The following is a 17,351-nucleotide window of genomic DNA, read 5'->3' on the forward strand; positions in this document are numbered from 1 at the left end:
TAAAAACTATAGCTTTTATATCTTTACTATCATCAAAAGTAAGTCTATACTCAAGCTTACTTTCTCTTTTTATATTAAGTTCAACATCATCACAAGAATTAATTTTATAGGATTTGTTAATTAACATTCATTTCTCCTAATAAAACATAAACTTTACTAGCAATATTTTTAAAATTTTCATTTTTACTTAAACTTATACAAGCTTTATCTTTAGAATTTGAAGTAAAATCTGCATTTTCCAAGACTTCTAAAGAAGAAGTATTGGCTACATTTTCTATAAGATTTTTTATAGTTTCATTGCTTGCAATTCCCATTAAAGTGAAATTTGGCTTATCGATAAAAATGAGTTTAATACATTTTTCATCATTTCCAACTTTAAAAAAGGCCTCCTTAGTTCCGCTAATCTGACTTAAATCTATATTTTGAACTTCTTTAACATTGCTCATAGCTCTAAGAGTAGAAAGCTTATCATTTTTTAAAGCATAAATACTTAAATCATTAATTAAAATTTTAAGATTATTTAATGATTTACTAAGCTCTGCTTCATCTTTGCTAATATTTAGTTTTGGCAAAGCAATAGTAGCTAAAACTCCTAAAATAATAATTACAAAAATAAGCTCTAAAATAGTAAAAGCTTTTTTCATTTTATTTCCTTAAATTTTTGAAAAATTAAGCGATTTTGGGCTTAAAATTTCTTGTTCAATATTTACAAAATCTTTATTTTTATAAGCATCTATAGCTGCTCTTGCTATCATTAAAGCATTATCAGAACAATAAGCAAGAGGGGCAAGATATAATTTAGTATTATATTTTTTACATAAACTTTCCACTCTATAGCGCAAATTCAAATTTGCACTAGCACCTCCAACAATGCCAAAAAACTTAAAAGAATATTTTTTAAAAATCTTTTCTAATTTATCTAATATATGCAAACAAGCAGCATTTTCAAAAGCATAAGCAATCTCAGCTTTTATACTTTCATCTAAATTTTTATATTTTAATATCTCAAGTCTTGCTTGATTTTTAAGTCCTGAAAAACTATAGTTCAGTTCCTTTGAATGCAACATAGGTACAGAAAAACTTAAATTTTTACAAACTGCTTTTTTAGCTAAATTTTCAATTTCAACTCCACCAGGATAAGGTAAATTCATCATCTTAGCTACCTTATCAAAACTTTCTCCAAAGCTATCATCACAAGTCCTTGCTATGATATTTAAATTTTTATCTTTATCAAGCTTTATTACCATAGTATGACCACCACTTACAAGTAAAATGCCCATATCAAGCAAAAGTTCTTGTTTTAAAAATAAAGAATAAATATGTCCTTTTAAATGATTGATTGCGATTAAAGGAAGATCTAAACTTAAAGATAGAGTTTTTGCCATAGTAATGCCATTTATTAAACTTACACTAAGTCCAGGTTCATTGGTTACAGCTATGGCGCAAAGTTTATCAAAATAATTTTTGCATTGCTCTAAGATATTTGGTAAAGCTGCATTATGAAGCCTTGCGGCAAGCTCTGGAACTACTCCGCCATATTTACAATGTTCTTCTTCTTGGGAAATTTTCTTATGAAAAACACATTCAAAAGTATCTTTATTTATAATTGCTATAGAACTATCATCACAAGAACTTTCTATAGCTAAAATAAGATTTTTCATTCAAACTCCACCAAAACAGAACCTAAAAATTTATCTTTTTTACTTGCTGCTTTTAAAATTTGCGTATTTAGAATTTTAGCATTTTTAATGAGCTTATCTTTTTCATCTTGCCTTAAAAATTGTTCTTGCAAATTAGCTCCTCTTAATTCATAAAATTCAACACGATAAATTTTTCCATCCCTATCTAAAGAATATTCTTTTTGCATATTTTTTTTATGAATGGCTATATCGCTTTCATCTTTTGAATGATCAAATCCTATTACATTTACGCGAACATTTTGCATTTTTGGTATTAAAAAATTATCCTTTATTTTTATTTTCTCACCAAAAGAATATGTTTGAGTTTTATTTTGATCAACAATGATTTCTATTTTATTAAAAGCATCACTAAATTCGAAATATTCTGGATAAATTCTTGTTTGAAATCTATTTCCATATTGAATAAAAAATGAATTATTTTCAGCAATAACTGCTGTTAGTTCATTGCTAGTATTGTATGTTAAATCCTTATTAACTGGAAAAGGTAAAAATTTAATTGCTTTTCTAGGATTTTTAAGCCATAATAAAATTTTATCATTAAAAAGTTTGACTTCAATTTCTTTATTAATTGCTTCATAAACACCTTGCGGGGTTAATTCAAAATTTCTACTAAATTCAATTCCTGCTGTTTTTAAATAATTTTCTATAGCCAAAAGATGATAATATGCTCTTAAATGGACTGCTAAATTTTTACTTGCTTCATTAGCAAATGCAGCTTTATGATGGGATATAACAAAATATGTTAAAGCTTTTAGCATTTGAGTATCGCCAGATTCTTTAGTTTTGGTATTTTTTAAAAAATATTCGTGCTTTGGATCAATCAAATAAGAATTAACTTGATTGATAGTTTGAGTAGCTATATTTTCAAGATCATTATATTTGCTTGCATTAATTTCGCTAGTATCAATCACACTTGAATTCCCCCAGCGATTAGGATTTTTTAAAGAATTTATATAAGTTGGATGATAAAAACCCCAACCATCATGTAAATTAATTACCATACCTACTTCAGGTTTTAAAATCAGTTCTTTAATACGTTTAATAGTATTAAAATCAGGGTCATTTGGGCTAATATTAGCAAATTTTCTATTTAAATCTCCATTAGCGCCCCTACTTCTTTTAATAATACTATCAAAAGCAAGATTAGGAGCAACTATAATTTTACCCTTTGTAATATTATAATCACTCAATAATAAACTTGCTGCATGAAATCCCCCTGGCTCATCTCCTTGAATACCACCAAAAATTAAAACCGTATTATTATCATCTAAACTTTTACCATTTTCTCCCACACTAAATTCAAGATTATAAGCAAAAATTTGTGTTAAAAAAATAAAAAAAATTGATAAATATTTCATTTTTGCCTCATTATTTCAAATAATGTTTTACTTTCTCATCATATTCAAATACCTCATCGATACTTGAAATTTTTGGATAGCCAAAATGATTTAAAACTTTAAAAATATTTTTTGAAATATCTAAAAAATTGCATTCTTGATTTAAGAATTTTTTTACCATAATTTCATTAGCTCGATTAATCAAAACTCCGATTTGTGGATGATTTAAGAACTCATCTTTTAATGCAAAAACAGGATATTTTTTAATATTTATTTTATAAAATTTTAAACTTGGTAATTTAGTAAAATCTAAAGCTTTTAATATTTTATATTGATTGTTTTTAAAAATAGCTTGAGAAATGGCTAATTTCATATCAGCATAAGAAAAATATGCTGTGCTAGTACCATCTTTAAATTCACACATAGCATGGATTAAAGACTTTGGCTCTATAAGTGCATCAATATTTTTAGTATTAAATAAATAATAAGCTTCTATAATCTCAAAAAGTTTATTTATCATCGTAGCACTATCAATAGTAATTTTTTTTCCCATACTCCAATTTGGATGCTTTAGAGCATCTTTAGCTTGCATTTTAGCTAAATCTTTAATTTTAATTCTCCAAAATGCTCCCCCACTAGCCGTAATAAAAAGTTTATTGATATTTTTTTGATTTTTTATTAAAAAATTTAAAGCGCAATGTTCGCTATCAATAGGTCTAATCTTAGCTCCTTTTAAAAATTCTCCCGCTATCACTAAACTTTCTTTATTAGCTAGAGCAATCTCTTTTCCAAGCTCTTTTGCTTTTAAAGAGCTTCTTAAACCATCAAAACCTACAATAGCATTAACAAATAATTTATCTTCGCATTCAGAAAGAATTTTTTCCAAACCCTCTTGAGCGCTAAAAACATTTTTATGATTGACATAAGATTTATTTTTTGAATCTTTAATGCAAACAAATTTAGGCTTAAATTCAGCAATTTGCTCATTTAACAACTTAATATTATCCCCACAAGCTAAAGCTGAAATAGGAATTTTATAGCGTTTGGCTAGTTTTAAAGTATTTACCCCTATGCTTCCTGTACTACCAAAAAGTATCATAAAAGAACAACCATTACAAAAGAAGCAATGATTATAGCATCGATTCTATCTAAAATTCCCCCATGACCTGGAATTAAATCTCCACTATCTTTTACACCTGCTTCTCTTTTAAAATAACTTTCAATTAAGTCCCCAATTACGGCAAAAATTGAAGCAAAAAAAGAACAAATTAAGCTTAACCAAAAATCATAAACAAAAACTCCCATTAAAAACCCTATAAGAGTACCAAAAATAATCCCTCCTATAACACCTTCTAAAGTTTTTTTTGGACTTGTTGGTGAAAAAGGCGTTTTTCCTATAAGTTTTCCAACAAAATACGCCATACTATCACAACTTGCAACGATTAAAATAAGCCAACACAAAGCAAACATTCCAAAACTTAAATACACTTGCCAAAGTGCCAAAACAGGCAAAGTAGGATAAAGGTAAATAAAAGACAATTTTAAATTATCAGCCTTTTTATATACTAAATATCCAACAATTAACAAAAAAGCTAAAATCCCAAATAATAAAGCTTCTTTTGTCAAACTTCCTACAATAAAAGTAATAAAAACTGGAATTATTGAAGCATTTTCAAGTTTAAAAAGATTTTTTGCCTCATCAAATGCAAAATATAACAAAGCCCCAAAAACAATAAAATTTATAATAAATTGATTAATTAAAACAATAATCGCTATTGCTATAATCATTATAAAAGCTGAAATAATTCTTGTTTTATCAAACATTTTTTTCCTTAAATACTCATATCTAAATGGTGGATATTTTTTTGTTGCTCTTCTTTACTTTGATTTTCTTCATATTCTTCGCTATCATCTTCTTCTTCATCTTGATTATCTTTAAATTTTTTTTTCTTTTTTTCTTTTTCTTCTTGAGAGCGTTCTTTAACTTCTTGATTAATTTCTTTTGTTTCATTTACTTTTTCGAGTTTATCAATCGTTTTTTCTTTATCTATAAATTCATTCATATTTGCAATAGATGCAAAACCTTCTTTAGCTAACTCATTGCTTGTTTGAGTTGCTGGATAAGCCATATTTTGATTAATAAAATTCATATTTCCTATAGGAGAGACTGGCATTTTACTCCTTTATTAATTTCATACTCTTAAAATTAGTATAATTTACAAGAGCTTTTTCTTTAATTTTAACAAAATTTCTTTTTGTATAATCGACTAAATAACTGCCGGGCTTTAAATTAGAAAAATTAATACAAAGTTTTGCTGCAAATTCTATCACTTCTTCGTTTATTTTTTGTTTATTTGAAGTAATAAAAACATGAGCACTGGAAAAATCTTTAATATGAAACCATAAATCTTCTTTTTTTGAATTTTTAAGTAAAAATTCATTACCTTTTTCATTTTTTCCTACGCTAATTTTAAATTCATTAAAGTAAAAATCAATAATATTAGAGTCTTTTTGTATTTTCTTATTTTCAATTAATTTTTTTTTGGGAAGTAAAAGTTCTAATTCAAAAAGATCTTTAGCATTATGCAAAAGTTTATAAAGCTTTTCATAAAAATCAATTTTTTCTAAAAGATTATTTCTTTCAATACTTATATTTTTAGCTCTTTGTTTAAGTTTTTTTGATTTTTTATAAAAAATATTTGCACTTTGTTTTGGATTATATTCTAAGTTAAAAAGTATAGTTTGTCCATAAAAATCTTTAAGCTCAAATTTCCTTTCATATTCTTTTAAGTTATTTAAATTTGCAAATAAAACATCGGCTTTAAAACTAAGATTCTTAGCTTCTTTTAATAAATCATCTTCCTTTTCTAAAGAAAATATATATTCTTTTATTTTTTGAATTTTTTTATTAAGAGTATTAAGCTTGATACTTTTGCTTTCTTCTAATCTTTTTTGATATAAATTTTGAAATTGTTCTTTAAAATATTTTTGAAAATCTTTGATTTCTTTATATTCTTCTTTAATTTCATAAGGTTTTAAAATTTCTAATTTTAAACTAGGTTTTATAGGACGAAAACTTTTATCAATATGTCTTAAAGCTTCTATAATTACATTATCATAATCTGTAATAATAGCATTAGTATTTCTACCTGTAAATTCAAAATAAATTTTATTTTTGTAATTTTTATAAGCTTTTTGATTTTCAGTATAAAAACATAAAACACGATTATTATTTAAAACTTCTATATTTTTAATATAAGCATTATTAAAGTACTTTTTAAGCATAAAATCAAAAGGAGCGTTATAATTTTTAATGGTAATTTTAGCTTGATAAATAGCACTTAAAGATCTATTTAAGTCTATAATAAATTTTTGTCTATCTAAACTTAATTCTAAGATATTATCATCAATACGTTTTATAAAATCAATTTTTTTAAAATTGATAAAAAAATTTTTAATTTGTAAAAGTTCATTGTATTTCATACTTTAATTATAAGATACTTTTACAAATTTATGATAAAATCTTATGCAAATTTAAAGGTGCTTAGTGAAAAAACTCAATTTTGATTGTATTATTTTATGCGGGGGAAAATCAAGCCGTATGGGACAGGATAAAAGTCTTTTAATGTTAAATTCTAAAACTCTTACACAATTTCAATTTGAAAAATTTTCTACTATTTTTAAAGAAGTTTTTATCAGTGCTAAAAATGATAAATTTCAAGGTACTTTTAAATTAATATTAGATGATATAAATTTCAATAAATATTCTCCAATGTTGGCTCTTTACTCCATACTAAAAAATTATAAAAATAATTTTGTTTTTATAATTAGCGTTGATATGCCAAATATCAGCTTTAAAGAAATTTATGATTTAGTTCAATTTTTAAAACAAGATTATAAAATTGTTATTGCTAAAACTAAAAAATATAATCATTCTTTGTGCGGTTTTTATCATAGTTCTTTAACCCCGCTTTGCAAAGAATTATTAGAAAAAAATGAACATAAAATTGGAATTTTATTTGACATGGTTAAAGTTAAAAAAGTATATTTCGATAATGAAGATGCTTTCATCAATTTAAATTTTTATCAAGAATACGAAACTTTTCAAAGAAGATTAGAATGAATAAATTTTTTTTACTTATAATATTTAGCATTTTATTATACGCTAATGATCTACAAAAAGCTTTAGAGTATGAACAAAAAGGTAATTTTAAAGAGGCTATGCAAATTTATAAAAAACTAGCCCTAAAAGAACAGAATTTAAGTATAGATACAAATACAACTTTAGTAAAAAATGACTCTAATTTAACTAAACGAAGCTCTCAAACTAACATATTAACAAATTATATTGAGATGGGAAAATTTAATTCTTTTGGGATAAAAACCTATAAAATGAATTATTTTTTGCCTTTAGCATATAATTTTGCATCTACTAATCAAGACTATAACAAAATGGAAGCAAAATTTCAAATTAGTATAAAAAAGCGTTTATTTGAAAATTTACTTGGCTTAAATGAAAAATATTATATTGCTTATACCCAAACTTCTTGGTGGCAACTTTATAATCATTCCTCTCCTTTTAGAGAAACAAATTATCAGCCTGAATTTTTTATAGACTTTCCACAAAATAATGAAATATTTAAAAATTTACGTTTAGGTTTATTACACGAATCTAATGGACAAGGAGATGAAAATTTAAAATCAAGATCATGGAATAGAATTTATCTTAGCAGCTCTTTTTTATATGATAATTTTTTATTTACTCCTCGTATCTGGTATAGAATTCCAGAAAGCAAAAATAATGATGATAATCCAGCAATAATACATTATATGGGAAATTTTGATATTAATTTAACTTATTTTGATAAAAAATTTTTTGTAAATACGCTCATTAGAAATAATCTTAAATTTTCAAATAATAAAGGGGCTTTGCAAATTGATCTAGGTTATGATTTATTTAACAATGGAGTATATTGGTATTTGCAATATTTTAATGGATATGGAGAAAGTTTGATTGACTTTAATAAAAAAGTACAAAGATTATCAAGTGGTTTCTTGATTTCTTATTAAGAAATCAAGAATGAGCTAAAAGCTCTTGTAAAAAGGCTGAATTTAATTCTTCATCAATACTTAAAACTAATCTTTTATCTTTAAAATTTTCATTTATCTTGCTAATACTTTTTCCAAAAGCTTTTAAACAACTAAAAGCAATACCTTCAAAATCAAGCCCCCCGCAAAGATAAATCAAAGGCATACGTAAAGATTTGTTTGCATCAAGTTTTGCCTCTCTTTCACTAAAGGAAAGTTTAAAATCATAAGGGCTTGGATGTTTAAAATGATAATTTAAAGCATAATTTACAAATTCTTTTTTATCTTCTAGAAATTTTCCCTTTGCTAGGATAAAGTTAAGTTCAAAAAGTTTCCAAATATCTTTTGAGAGTATAGATACTTCATCAAAATTTTCTTGTATAAAATTATATTGTGATAAAAATTGTTTTGAATAATTTTCTACAAGTTTAGCTCCAAGTTTATTTTTGGAAATATTATTTAAAATTATCTTAAGATTACTTTCAAATTCAAGATTTAAAAAATTACAGATATTTTGATTTTCATCTTTATATAAAATTTCACTATTTCCTTTTAAATAAAGTACGATTTCATCGTCTTTAATTGTATTTTTTAAATCTTCATATTTAAGATTGTAATTTTCAAGAATTTTATTTTCATTTTTTTGTGAGAATTTTGCATAAGCAAATGCATTTGCCATAGGTTTTTCAAGAAAACCAAAATCATCCCAAAAATCTTTTTCACTACAAGCTATACATCCATGTCCTGACGCAACTGGCCACGAGGTTTTAGCATTAAATTTAACTTTTGGACAATTATTATAAGTATAAGGACCTTTACAACCTATCTTAAATAAGCAAGCACCATTTTTGGCTGCTTCATCATCAAAATTTTCAGCAAATTCTCCGCTTTCAAATTTAGCTTTTCTCTCACATAAATCATGCAAACATTTTCCATATGCCCATAAAGGACGATTTTGACTATCAAGTTCTGGCAAAATTTTAAAAAGTGAAAAAAATATTAAATTTGCTACTATATTAATATCACTTGGGGGACAACCCGGAATATTAACAACTTTTTGAGTTAAAACTTCAGAAATTCCACAAGTTTTTGATGGATTGGGATAGGCAGCTTGAATTCCTCCAAAAGAAGAGCAAGTACCTATAGCAAAAATTGCTTTAGCTTTTTTAGCAACTTTTTCTAAAATTTCATAACCGCTTTCTGCGTGTGCACCTATAGTTAAGAAAAAAGTATCAATCGCAGCTACTGCACCTTCTACAGCTAAAATAAATTCTTCTTCTAAAAGTTCTTCTAATAATTCCTCAGCCTTACTTCCATTAGCAACCATTAAAGTTTCATGATAGTCTAAAGAAATAAAATCAAAAATTAATTCGTCAAAACTAGGATTTGCGCTTCTTAACAAACTCTCAGAACAACCTGTACATTCACAAAGATGGAGCCAAAGAACTTTAGTTTTTGGAGCTAATTCAAAAGTTTTTTTAGCCAAAGGAACTAAATCATTACTTAAACCCAAATGCTTCATAACGCTTTTAAGGCTTTCTTCGTTAATATTCTTTTCTTCTTTATAATTAGAATTTAATAATTTTTCAATTTGATTTTCAAGTATAATTTTTAACTCATCATTATTTGCCATATTAATTTCCTATCAATTAATCACTTCCACATATTTTTGTATAACCATTTTCATCAATTTCAATATCACTCATACCCATAATATTAAAACCTGCATCTACGTAATGAATTTCTCCTGTTACTCCACTTGCTAAATCACTAAGTAAATAAAGTGCAGAATTTCCAACTTCATCTATAGTAATGTTTCGTTTAAGTGGTGCATTAATTTCATTGTATTTTAATATCATTCTAAAATCACCTATACCACTTGCTGCTAAAGTTTTAATAGGACCAGCAGAAATAGCATTAATACGTATTTTTCTTTGTCCTAAATCTCTTGCTAAATATCTCACAGAACTTTCAAGAGCGGCTTTTGCAACACCCATTACATTATAATGAGGTACATACCTTACCCCACCCAAATAACTTAAAGTTAAAATCGATCCTTTTTCATTTAAAAGAGGTAATAAAGTTTTAGTTAAAGAAAGCAAAGAATAAACAGAAGTTTGCATAGCAATATCAAAAGCTTCTTTTGAAGTTTCTAAAAAGGAATTTTCCAATGCTTCTTTTGGAGCAAAAGCTACAGCATGAACAATAAAGTCTATATCTTTTAAATCTTTTTTAAGATTAAGTGACAAATTAGTCAAATGCTCTTCTTTATTAATATCTAGTTCATATATAAAATTAGAGTTAAACTCTTGTGCTATAGGTTCAACTCTTTTTTTTAAAGCATCATTTAAAAAAGTAAAAGCTAATGTAGCTCCTTCTCTTACACAAGCTTTTGCAATACCATAAGCGATAGATTTATTATTAGCAATACCTACTATTAACCCTTTTTTACCTTTCATTAGCATTAATTATCCTTTATTAGTTTGATAAAATTTTCTATTTTTAAAGCAGCTGTTCCAATTAAAACTCCATCACAATGATTGATATTTAAAATTTGATTAATATTATTTTCATTGACACTGCCACCATATAGTAATTTAACCCTACCCAAAGAGTTTAAAAAACTTAATACATTTTCTATATCTTTTAAATCTGCACTAATACCACTTCCAATAGAATAAATAGGCTCATAAGCAATGATTAACTCATTATAATTCAAATCAATATTTTTTAATTGATTATGTAAAAATTCATTTGTTTTATTTTCTTTTTTAGTTTGAAGATCTTCGCCAATACAAAAAATAATTTTAAATCCATATTTTTTTGCAAAATCAAATTTTTCTTTAATTAAATTATCATTTTCAAATTTTCTTCTTTCAGAATGCCCGATTAAAACACATTTTATACCAAATTCATCTAAATGTTCTTTTCCTATTTCACCTGTATAAGCTCCATTTACACAAGGATAAAAATTTTGTGCTCCTTGAATAAAATTCAATTCTTGTTCTAAAAAAGCTATACTAGGAGGAAAAACGATAATTTCATTCTTTGCATTTAAAGATAAATGATTTAATTGATCAGCATAAAGTTTAAAACTAGATCTTGTATGATTACATTTTAAATTTGCAGCAAAAATCATTCATAAACCTTTACTCTCAAAGGTTTAATTCCTGGCAATTCTTTTCCCTCTATAAGTTCTAAAGAAGCTCCCCCTCCGGTTGATATAAAAGTAACCTCATCTGCATCACCAGCACGTGCCACAACATCTGCAGTATCACCACCACCTATAACAGTAGTTGCGTGACTCTCGCTAATATAATGGCTCATTTTTATACTACCTTTGCTAAATTTATCAATTTCAAATACACCCATAGGACCATTCCACCAAATAGTTTGAGCATCTGCTATAACTTCTTTAAAAAGACGCACACTTGCAGGACCAATATCAAGTCCCATCCAATTAGATGGAATTTCTTGTGCTGGAGTAAATTTCATCACTGCATCAGCACTACAAGAAGGAGCTGCAACTACATCTACTGGTAAATAAATTTTAACTCCTAATTCTTTTCCTTTTTGAAGAATTTTTTGTGCTTCGTCTATAAGTTCCTCTTCTAAGAGAGAATTTCCTATATTAAAACCTTGAGCTTTAAGAAAGGTAAAGGCCATTCCTCCACCTATAATGAGTTTATCAACTTTTGGCAATAAATTTGTTAAAGCTTGAAGTTTTCCACTAACTTTTGAACCACCAACAACAGCTACAAAAGGTCGGGTTGGATGTTTTATAAGATTGCTTGCAAAATTAATTTCTTTTTGAAGTAAAAAACCAGCACACTTAGTTTTATCATCAAAAAATCTTGTAATTGCTTCAACGCTTGCATGTGATCTATGACAAACCCCAAAAGCATCATTGATATAAACTTGTGCCATAGATGCAAGTTCTTTAGCTAAATTTTCATCATTTTTAGTTTCACCTTTTTCAAAACGTAAATTTTCAAGCATTAAAATTTCGCCAGATTTTAATTCGCTAGCCTTTTTTTTTGCATCTTCTCCAATGATATCTTTAGCAAGTAGAATTTCTTTATTTATTAGATTTGATAATCTTTTAGCAACAGGCTCTAAAGAATATTTTGAATTAATTTCTGTAGGACGTCCTAAATGTGAAGCTAAAATAATACTACATTTATTATCTAAGCAATATCTTATAGTAGGAATAGCTGATCGAATACGTCTATCATCTGTAATATTTAAAAAATCATCTTGAGGCACATTAAAATCACATCTTATAAAAACTTTTTTTTGATTTAAATCGATATCTTTTATAGAAATAATATTATCCATCTTAAGCCTTCATTGTAAAAACAGCCATATCAACTAAACGTGAGGAATATCCCCATTCATTATCATACCAAGCTATAATCTTAGCCAAATCATCATCAATAACTTGTGTTAAATCACTTGCAACAATAGCTCCATAAGATGAAGTGATAAAATCGCTTGAAACCCTTTGCTCATCATCAACACACAAAATACCCTTTAAAGATGTTTTTGCAGCTTCTCTAAAAGCATTATTTATTTCATCTTTGCTAACTTTTCTTGCAAGCAAAACTGTTAAATCAACACTTGAAACATCAGCTACTGGAACTCGCATACTTTGACCGTGTAATTTTCCATCAAGTTCTGGCATTACAAGTTTCATAGCTTTAGCAGCACCTGTAGATGTTGGTATAATATTTTGCGCAGCCGCTCTACTACGTCTTTTATCATTAGTCTTAGCATCAATTAAACTTTGTCCATTTGTATAAGCATGAATTGTACTCATTAATCCTTTTTTTATACCAAAATTATCCTCTAAAACACGACAAATAGGACCTAAACAATTTGTAGTACAACTCGCATTAGAAATAATTTTTTCATTCTTATAAGAATTAGAATTTACTCCTAAAACATAAGTTGGTGTATTATCTTTTGCTGGAGCACTCATAATCACTTTTTTAATACCTTGATTTAAAAATTCTTCACATTTTTCTTTATGCAAATGAACTCCAGTACATTCTAAAACAACTTCTGCTCCATATTTTGCAAAATCAAGTTCTTTAATATTGCGACTTTTAAATACTTTAATTTTTTTATCATTAATGATTAAATGTTCATCATCGCTATTTACATCACCTTTAAATAAACCATGAACAGTGTCATATTTAAAAAGATATTTTATAAGTTCAATATCTGTTGTATCGTTAATTGCAACAAGTTCGACATCATCTCTTTCGCAAATAATTCTTGCCACACATCTTCCAATACGTCCAAAACCATTTATAGCAACTTTTATAGCCATTTAATTTCCTTTTGCAAAATAAAATGCTAATATTTTACAAAAAAAAGGTTAAAATTTTAATGAAAATTGCAGTTTTTGGCGGAAGCTTTGATCCTCCTCATAAAGGACATAATGCTGTTATAATACATTCTTTAAAAAATTTAGATATTGACAAACTTATTATTATGCCTACTTTTATTAGCCCTTTTAAAGATAAGTTTTTAGCTGATGAAAAACAAAGACTTTTATGGATAAAAAAAATTTGGGGTCCTATAAAAAAAATTGAGATTTCTAGTTTTGAAATTGATCAAAAAAAACCAATTCCTAGTATAATTAGTGTAAATCATATTTTAAAACTTTATAAACCCAAAAAGCTTTATTTTATTATAGGGGCTGATCATTTAAAAACACTTCATCTATGGCATAATTATCAAGAACTCTGTAAAAAAGTAGAATTTGTTATTGCTAAAAGAGATAATATAGAAATTCCAAAAGAATTTAAAAATTTAAATACACAAATAAACATTTCTTCAACATTTATAAGATCAACTTTAAATGTTGAAGAAGTTTGTGATGAAATTAAAGAAGAAGTTAAAGAGTTTTATTTAAAATTACAAAAAATTGATACAATTAAAAAGTAAAATCAAACAAGGATTAAAATGCAAAAAAGAATTGAACAAATAATTAAAATTTTAGATGATAAAAAAGCAGAAGAAATCAAAAGTTTTAATATGCAAGAAGAAGATTATTTTGTTAAATATGTAATCATTGCTTCAACATTAGGAGAAAAACATTCTTTATCTTTAATTGATGAATTAAAAACCAAACTTAAAGAAAAAAACGAAACATTTTTACATATTGAGAGTTCAGAAGATTGGTCAGTAATTGATTTAGGAGATATTTTAATTCATCTATTAACCCCTCAATATCGTGCAATTTATAATATAGAGGAGCTTTTAGAAAATCTTAAAAAATTAAAATTAAATTAAAGATTATCTATATATTTTTCAATTTCTTTTTTAATTTTATCTTTTTGCTCTTTTAAGGCTCTTTTTTTGGCTTTATATTCAGCTTTACTCATATAATCTTTTTGATTATTTAATTCTTTTAATTGCTGTTCTATTTTTTCTATTTCTTGTTCTTTTAACTTTTTAGCTTCTAATTTTTTATCATAAAATAAAGGATCTTTTATGCAATCGCTTTGAACTTCTTTTAAAGCAAGTTCAAGTCTTGAAATTTTACCGGTATTTCCATTAGCTTTCGCAAAAGCAATTTCTTTATTAATACGTTCTATTTTTTTATCACACTCATTTGCAAAAAGTAATCCGCAAAAAACAAATAAAAATACTAAAACTTTTCTCATTGATACCCCTTAAAAATTAAAAGTATATACAATTATAATCCTATAAAATAAATTTTTTGTTAATGTCATTAAATAATGAAGTAACTATAACTTCAAGTCTTTTTACCTCTTCTTCACTTTGTGCTTCAAAACGCATAATCACAAAAGGACTAGTATTTGATGCACGAAGCAATGCCCAACCATATCCAAAATCTATCCTTACCCCATCTATCTCGCATAAAGATTTAACATCTTTTAAAGCCCCTTTTTCTATAGCTTTTTTAAATTCATCCACTAAAATAAATTTATTTTTTTCTTCTATAGCAATTTTAATTTCTGGTGTTGCATAAAGTTTAGGCAAAGAATTTATCATAGCTTCTAAATCATAACCTTTAAAAACGAGCTCTAAAGTTCTAAAAAGGGCATAAATTCCATCATCATAACCAAAATATCTGTCTTTAAAAAAGATATGACCACTTACTTCAGCGGCCAAATCGATATCTTTTTCTTTCATCGCTTGTTTAATGTTGGAATGTCCTGTTTTTCCCATAAATATAGTCCCAAACTTTGAAACTTCATTAAAAAGATTTTTACTGCATTTAACCTCACCTAAAACTCTAGGGTTGTTGATATTTTTGGCAAAAAGATAGCAAAGCTCATCTCCACAAAAAATATGATTTTGGCTTAAAACCACTAATCTATCTGCATCTCCATCAAAAGCAAATCCAAGATAAAAATTTTCATTTTCTCTTAAAAATTCTTGTAAAGGCTTTAAATTTTTGATTTCAGTTGGATCAGGAGAATGATTTGGAAAATTTCCATCAGGTTCTTTGAATAAAATATGTGCTTTTAATTGAAGCTCTTTAATCAAAGTTTCAATAACTACTCCAGCAGCTCCATTGGCACAATCTACAACAAAGGGATAAGAAAAATTTTTAAGCATTTTAAAATGCTCACACATATAAGCTATATAGATACTTAAAATATCATATTTTTGGGCCTTAAAATTATCCTCTATCTCATCATCTAAATATTTATAAACTTCTTTTGAAAATTCTTTAAGTTCTTTACCAAAAAAACTTTCTTTATGAATAGTTATTTTAAAACCATTATAATCTTTTGGGTTATGAGAACCTGTTATCATAATATTTGCATCAAATTTCATTCCCTCATAAAGGCTAAAATATCCCAAAGGCGTTGGAACAAGCCCTATATCATAAACTTCTATTCCTGCTTTATTAAGACCGCTTACTAAATAATTAAAAAGTTCTTTGGCACTATATCTTGCATCATAGCCAACACTTACATTTTTACAAGATCTCTCAAGCATAAGAAGCCCCAAAGCGTATCCTATAGCTTTAACACTTTTTTCATTTAATTCTTTATTATAAATTCCCCTAATATCATATTCTCTAAAAATAACATCAAGCACAAAAACTCCTTATAAATTATACATTTGGTATAGAAAGAAAAAATTTGCTACAATTTTACATTAATATTTATAAAAATCAAAAGGAAAAAAGATGGATGAAGAAATAGAAAATGAAGGAAAAAAGAAAAAAGGTGGATTATTAGTTATTATTATTGTTGTTTTACTATTTATTTTACTTCTTGGTATGATGGGAGTTATTGCTTGGCTTATTAGCTCTTCTTCAGGGGATGAAAGCACAGCTAAAGAAGCACCAAAAGAAGAAGTAGTAGCAAATAAAACACCAAAAGCTAAACCTTCTAATCAGCAAAGAGGGAGTGATTTTGCTAATATAGGTCCTATGTATCCACTTGATCCTTTTACCTTAAATTTATTAAGTGATAGTGGTTCAAGATATGTAAAATGCACAATACAATTAGAGCAAAATTCCGAACTTTTAAAGCCAGAACTTGATAAAAAAGTTGCAATAATTAGAGACATTATCATAAGAACACTTACAGCTAAAACTTTTGAAGAAATAAGTACCGCTAAAGGTAAAGAAAGACTTAAGGACGAAATTACTGGAAAAATCAACGAAATCCTTACTGATGGATTTATAAAAAATGTTTATTTCACAGATTTTGTAGTCTCATGAAAGTAGGTTGCGATATTGTTTGTATTTCTAGAATAGAAAAAATTTATCAAAAATATGGCAAAAATTTTTTAGATAAATTTCTTAGTCAAGAAGAACAAAAATTAATCAAAAATTCAAAAACTTTAGCAGGATTTTGGGCAGCCAAAGAAGCTGCTTCAAAAGCCCTTGGTGTAGGAATTTCTTTAGAGTGTGATTTTTTTGATATACAAATTTCAAAAACTAAAAAAAATGCACCTATTCTTAATTTTTCATCAAAAATTCAAAAAAATTTTAATATTAGCTCTCAATCTCTTAGTATATCTCATGATGGAAATTTTGCCATAGCTGTTGTTGTTTTAAAAAAAGAAATTAAATGCCTTCTTTAAAACCTAAATTTTTACCTAAACTTTTGGAATTTTTATCTAGTGATATAAAAAATAAAGATTTAAAAAATATTATACCTAATATTTTTACAAAAAAAGATTTTAATGAACTTATAACGCTAAATCTATTAAATTTAGGTATATC

The 17,351-nt window shown here is 26.3% G+C and carries 21 protein-coding genes; 6 read left to right on the forward strand and 15 right to left on the reverse strand.

The features are described from left to right. From JG676_RS06715 to JG676_RS06750, 8 genes are all read right to left on the reverse strand, one after another. A partial coding sequence (locus JG676_RS06715) for a DUF2920 family protein (RefSeq protein WP_200217724.1) occupies positions 1-127 on the reverse strand: 127 nt, incomplete at its 3' end. Further along, complete coding sequence (locus tag JG676_RS06720; RefSeq protein WP_200217725.1) at positions 117-644, reverse strand: type II secretion system protein; 528 nt, start codon at positions 642-644, stop codon at positions 117-119. The genes JG676_RS06715 and JG676_RS06720, both read right to left, overlap by 11 nt. Before the next feature lie 9 nt (positions 645-653). Further along, positions 654-1,661 carry a tRNA (adenosine(37)-N6)-threonylcarbamoyltransferase complex transferase subunit TsaD gene (gene tsaD / locus JG676_RS06725; protein ID WP_200217726.1) on the reverse strand — a complete coding sequence of 336 codons (1,008 nt, stop codon included), beginning with the start codon at positions 1,659-1,661 and terminating at the stop codon, positions 654-656. After that, on the reverse strand, positions 1,658-3,058 hold the full coding sequence (locus tag JG676_RS06730; RefSeq protein ID WP_200217727.1) for a M99 family carboxypeptidase catalytic domain-containing protein: 1,401 nt from the start codon (positions 3,056-3,058) through the stop codon (positions 1,658-1,660). Before JG676_RS06730 ends, tsaD begins: the two co-directional genes overlap by 4 nt. Before the next feature lie 10 nt (positions 3,059-3,068). After that, positions 3,069-4,136 carry a 1-deoxy-D-xylulose-5-phosphate reductoisomerase gene (gene dxr / locus JG676_RS06735; protein WP_200217728.1) on the reverse strand — a complete coding sequence of 356 codons (1,068 nt, stop codon included), beginning with the start codon at positions 4,134-4,136 and terminating at the stop codon, positions 3,069-3,071. Beyond that, entirely contained in the window at positions 4,133-4,861 is a 729-nt protein-coding gene (locus JG676_RS06740; protein ID WP_200217729.1) for a phosphatidate cytidylyltransferase, read from the reverse strand. The genes dxr and JG676_RS06740 overlap by 4 nt, the downstream gene beginning before the upstream one ends. Positions 4,862-4,869: 8 nt before the next feature. Then, on the reverse strand, positions 4,870-5,211 hold the full coding sequence (locus tag JG676_RS06745; protein WP_200217730.1) for a hypothetical protein: 342 nt from the start codon (positions 5,209-5,211) through the stop codon (positions 4,870-4,872). 1 nt (position 5,212) lies between these two features. Next, complete coding sequence (locus tag JG676_RS06750) at positions 5,213-6,520, reverse strand: NFACT RNA binding domain-containing protein (RefSeq protein WP_200217731.1); 1,308 nt, start codon at positions 6,518-6,520, stop codon at positions 5,213-5,215. A gap of 64 nt (positions 6,521-6,584) precedes the next feature. On the opposite strand from JG676_RS06750, the gene JG676_RS06755 reads away from it, so the two are divergent. Both JG676_RS06755 and JG676_RS06760 read left to right on the forward strand, forming a co-directional pair. Continuing rightward, entirely contained in the window at positions 6,585-7,160 is a 576-nt protein-coding gene (locus JG676_RS06755; protein WP_200217732.1) for a molybdenum cofactor guanylyltransferase, read from the forward strand. Beyond that, the gene (locus JG676_RS06760) at positions 7,157-8,107 is read left to right on the forward strand and encodes a phospholipase A (RefSeq protein WP_200217733.1); all 951 of its coding nucleotides are present in this window, start codon (positions 7,157-7,159) and stop codon (positions 8,105-8,107) included. The genes JG676_RS06755 and JG676_RS06760 overlap by 4 nt, the downstream gene beginning before the upstream one ends. Before the next feature lie 4 nt (positions 8,108-8,111). Here JG676_RS06760 and JG676_RS06765 read toward each other — a convergent pair whose 3' ends face one another. The 5 genes from JG676_RS06765 to gap are packed head-to-tail and all read right to left on the reverse strand — an operon-like array spanning position 8,112 to position 13,460. Then, positions 8,112-9,764: a hydrogenase small subunit gene (locus JG676_RS06765; protein WP_200217741.1), complete on the reverse strand. Its 1,653-nt coding sequence runs from the start codon at positions 9,762-9,764 to the stop codon at positions 8,112-8,114. Between the two features lie 10 nt (positions 9,765-9,774). Beyond that, the gene (fabI, locus tag JG676_RS06770) at positions 9,775-10,590 is read right to left on the reverse strand and encodes an enoyl-ACP reductase FabI (protein ID WP_200217734.1); all 816 of its coding nucleotides are present in this window, start codon (positions 10,588-10,590) and stop codon (positions 9,775-9,777) included. Next, entirely contained in the window at positions 10,590-11,264 is a 675-nt protein-coding gene (locus JG676_RS06775; RefSeq protein ID WP_200217735.1) for a triose-phosphate isomerase, read from the reverse strand. Before JG676_RS06775 ends, fabI begins: the two co-directional genes overlap by 1 nt. Beyond that, positions 11,261-12,463, reverse strand: coding sequence for a phosphoglycerate kinase (pgk, locus tag JG676_RS06780; RefSeq protein ID WP_200170304.1), 1,203 nt, complete (start codon positions 12,461-12,463; stop codon positions 11,261-11,263). Before pgk ends, JG676_RS06775 begins: the two co-directional genes overlap by 4 nt. Before the next feature lies 1 nt (position 12,464). Next, positions 12,465-13,460, reverse strand: coding sequence for a type I glyceraldehyde-3-phosphate dehydrogenase (gene gap / locus JG676_RS06785; RefSeq protein ID WP_200170305.1), 996 nt, complete (start codon positions 13,458-13,460; stop codon positions 12,465-12,467). Positions 13,461-13,519: 59 nt separating this feature from the next. Here gap and nadD point away from each other — a divergent pair, with 59 nt between their 5' ends. Together nadD and rsfS are read left to right on the forward strand one after the other, a co-directional pair. After that, the gene (nadD, locus tag JG676_RS06790; protein ID WP_200217736.1) at positions 13,520-14,080 is read left to right on the forward strand and encodes a nicotinate (nicotinamide) nucleotide adenylyltransferase; all 561 of its coding nucleotides are present in this window, start codon (positions 13,520-13,522) and stop codon (positions 14,078-14,080) included. Between the two features lie 18 nt (positions 14,081-14,098). After that, complete coding sequence (gene rsfS / locus JG676_RS06795; RefSeq protein ID WP_200170307.1) at positions 14,099-14,428, forward strand: ribosome silencing factor; 330 nt, start codon at positions 14,099-14,101, stop codon at positions 14,426-14,428. Here the strand turns inward: rsfS and JG676_RS06800 are convergent. Together JG676_RS06800 and JG676_RS06805 are read right to left on the reverse strand one after the other, a co-directional pair. Continuing rightward, entirely contained in the window at positions 14,425-14,802 is a 378-nt protein-coding gene (locus JG676_RS06800) for a DUF1090 family protein (protein ID WP_200217737.1), read from the reverse strand. The genes rsfS and JG676_RS06800 overlap by 4 nt on opposite strands. Positions 14,803-14,842: 40 nt before the next feature. Beyond that, the gene (locus tag JG676_RS06805; protein ID WP_200217738.1) at positions 14,843-16,213 is read right to left on the reverse strand and encodes a phosphomannomutase/phosphoglucomutase; all 1,371 of its coding nucleotides are present in this window, start codon (positions 16,211-16,213) and stop codon (positions 14,843-14,845) included. Between the two features lie 91 nt (positions 16,214-16,304). Between JG676_RS06805 and fliL the strand changes: the two genes are divergently transcribed. After that, a complete protein-coding gene (gene fliL / locus JG676_RS06810; protein WP_200170310.1) occupies positions 16,305-16,844 on the forward strand; it encodes a flagellar basal body-associated protein FliL in 540 nt (179 codons plus the stop codon). Continuing rightward, positions 16,841-17,209: a holo-ACP synthase gene (gene acpS / locus JG676_RS06815; protein ID WP_200217739.1), complete on the forward strand. Its 369-nt coding sequence runs from the start codon at positions 16,841-16,843 to the stop codon at positions 17,207-17,209. Before fliL ends, acpS begins: the two co-directional genes overlap by 4 nt. The last annotated feature ends 142 nt before the right edge of the window (positions 17,210-17,351 follow it).

This window comes from Campylobacter sp. 2018MI34, from assembly GCF_016598975.1.
Classification (GTDB): Bacteria; Campylobacterota; Campylobacteria; order Campylobacterales; family Campylobacteraceae; genus Campylobacter_D.

Bases quoted from the DNA above. Each gene is read 5' to 3' on its own strand.
- JG676_RS06720 (WP_200217725.1), bottom strand. From the start codon at position 644: ATGAAAAAAGCTTTTACTATTTTAGAGCTTATTTTTGTAATTATTATT.
- tsaD (WP_200217726.1), bottom strand. From the start codon at position 1,661: ATGAAAAATCTTATTTTAGCTATAGAAAGTTCTTGTGATGATAGTTCT.
- JG676_RS06730 (WP_200217727.1), bottom strand. From the start codon at position 3,058: ATGAAATATTTATCAATTTTTTTTATTTTTTTAACACAAATTTTTGCT.
- dxr (WP_200217728.1), bottom strand. From the start codon at position 4,136: ATGATACTTTTTGGTAGTACAGGAAGCATAGGGGTAAATACTTTAAAA.
- JG676_RS06740 (WP_200217729.1), bottom strand. From the start codon at position 4,861: ATGTTTGATAAAACAAGAATTATTTCAGCTTTTATAATGATTATAGCA.
- JG676_RS06745 (WP_200217730.1), bottom strand. From the start codon at position 5,211: ATGCCAGTCTCTCCTATAGGAAATATGAATTTTATTAATCAAAATATG.
- JG676_RS06750 (WP_200217731.1), bottom strand. From the start codon at position 6,520: ATGAAATACAATGAACTTTTACAAATTAAAAATTTTTTTATCAATTTT.
- JG676_RS06760 (WP_200217733.1), top strand. From the start codon at position 7,157: ATGAATAAATTTTTTTTACTTATAATATTTAGCATTTTATTATACGCT.
- fabI (WP_200217734.1), bottom strand. From the start codon at position 10,590: ATGCTAATGAAAGGTAAAAAAGGGTTAATAGTAGGTATTGCTAATAAT.
- JG676_RS06775 (WP_200217735.1), bottom strand. From the start codon at position 11,264: ATGATTTTTGCTGCAAATTTAAAATGTAATCATACAAGATCTAGTTTT.
- pgk (WP_200170304.1), bottom strand. From the start codon at position 12,463: ATGGATAATATTATTTCTATAAAAGATATCGATTTAAATCAAAAAAAA.
- gap (WP_200170305.1), bottom strand. From the start codon at position 13,460: ATGGCTATAAAAGTTGCTATAAATGGTTTTGGACGTATTGGAAGATGT.
- nadD (WP_200217736.1), top strand. From the start codon at position 13,520: ATGAAAATTGCAGTTTTTGGCGGAAGCTTTGATCCTCCTCATAAAGGA.
- rsfS (WP_200170307.1), top strand. From the start codon at position 14,099: ATGCAAAAAAGAATTGAACAAATAATTAAAATTTTAGATGATAAAAAA.
- JG676_RS06800 (WP_200217737.1), bottom strand. From the start codon at position 14,802: ATGAGAAAAGTTTTAGTATTTTTATTTGTTTTTTGCGGATTACTTTTT.
- fliL (WP_200170310.1), top strand. From the start codon at position 16,305: ATGGATGAAGAAATAGAAAATGAAGGAAAAAAGAAAAAAGGTGGATTA.
- acpS (WP_200217739.1), top strand. From the start codon at position 16,841: ATGAAAGTAGGTTGCGATATTGTTTGTATTTCTAGAATAGAAAAAATT.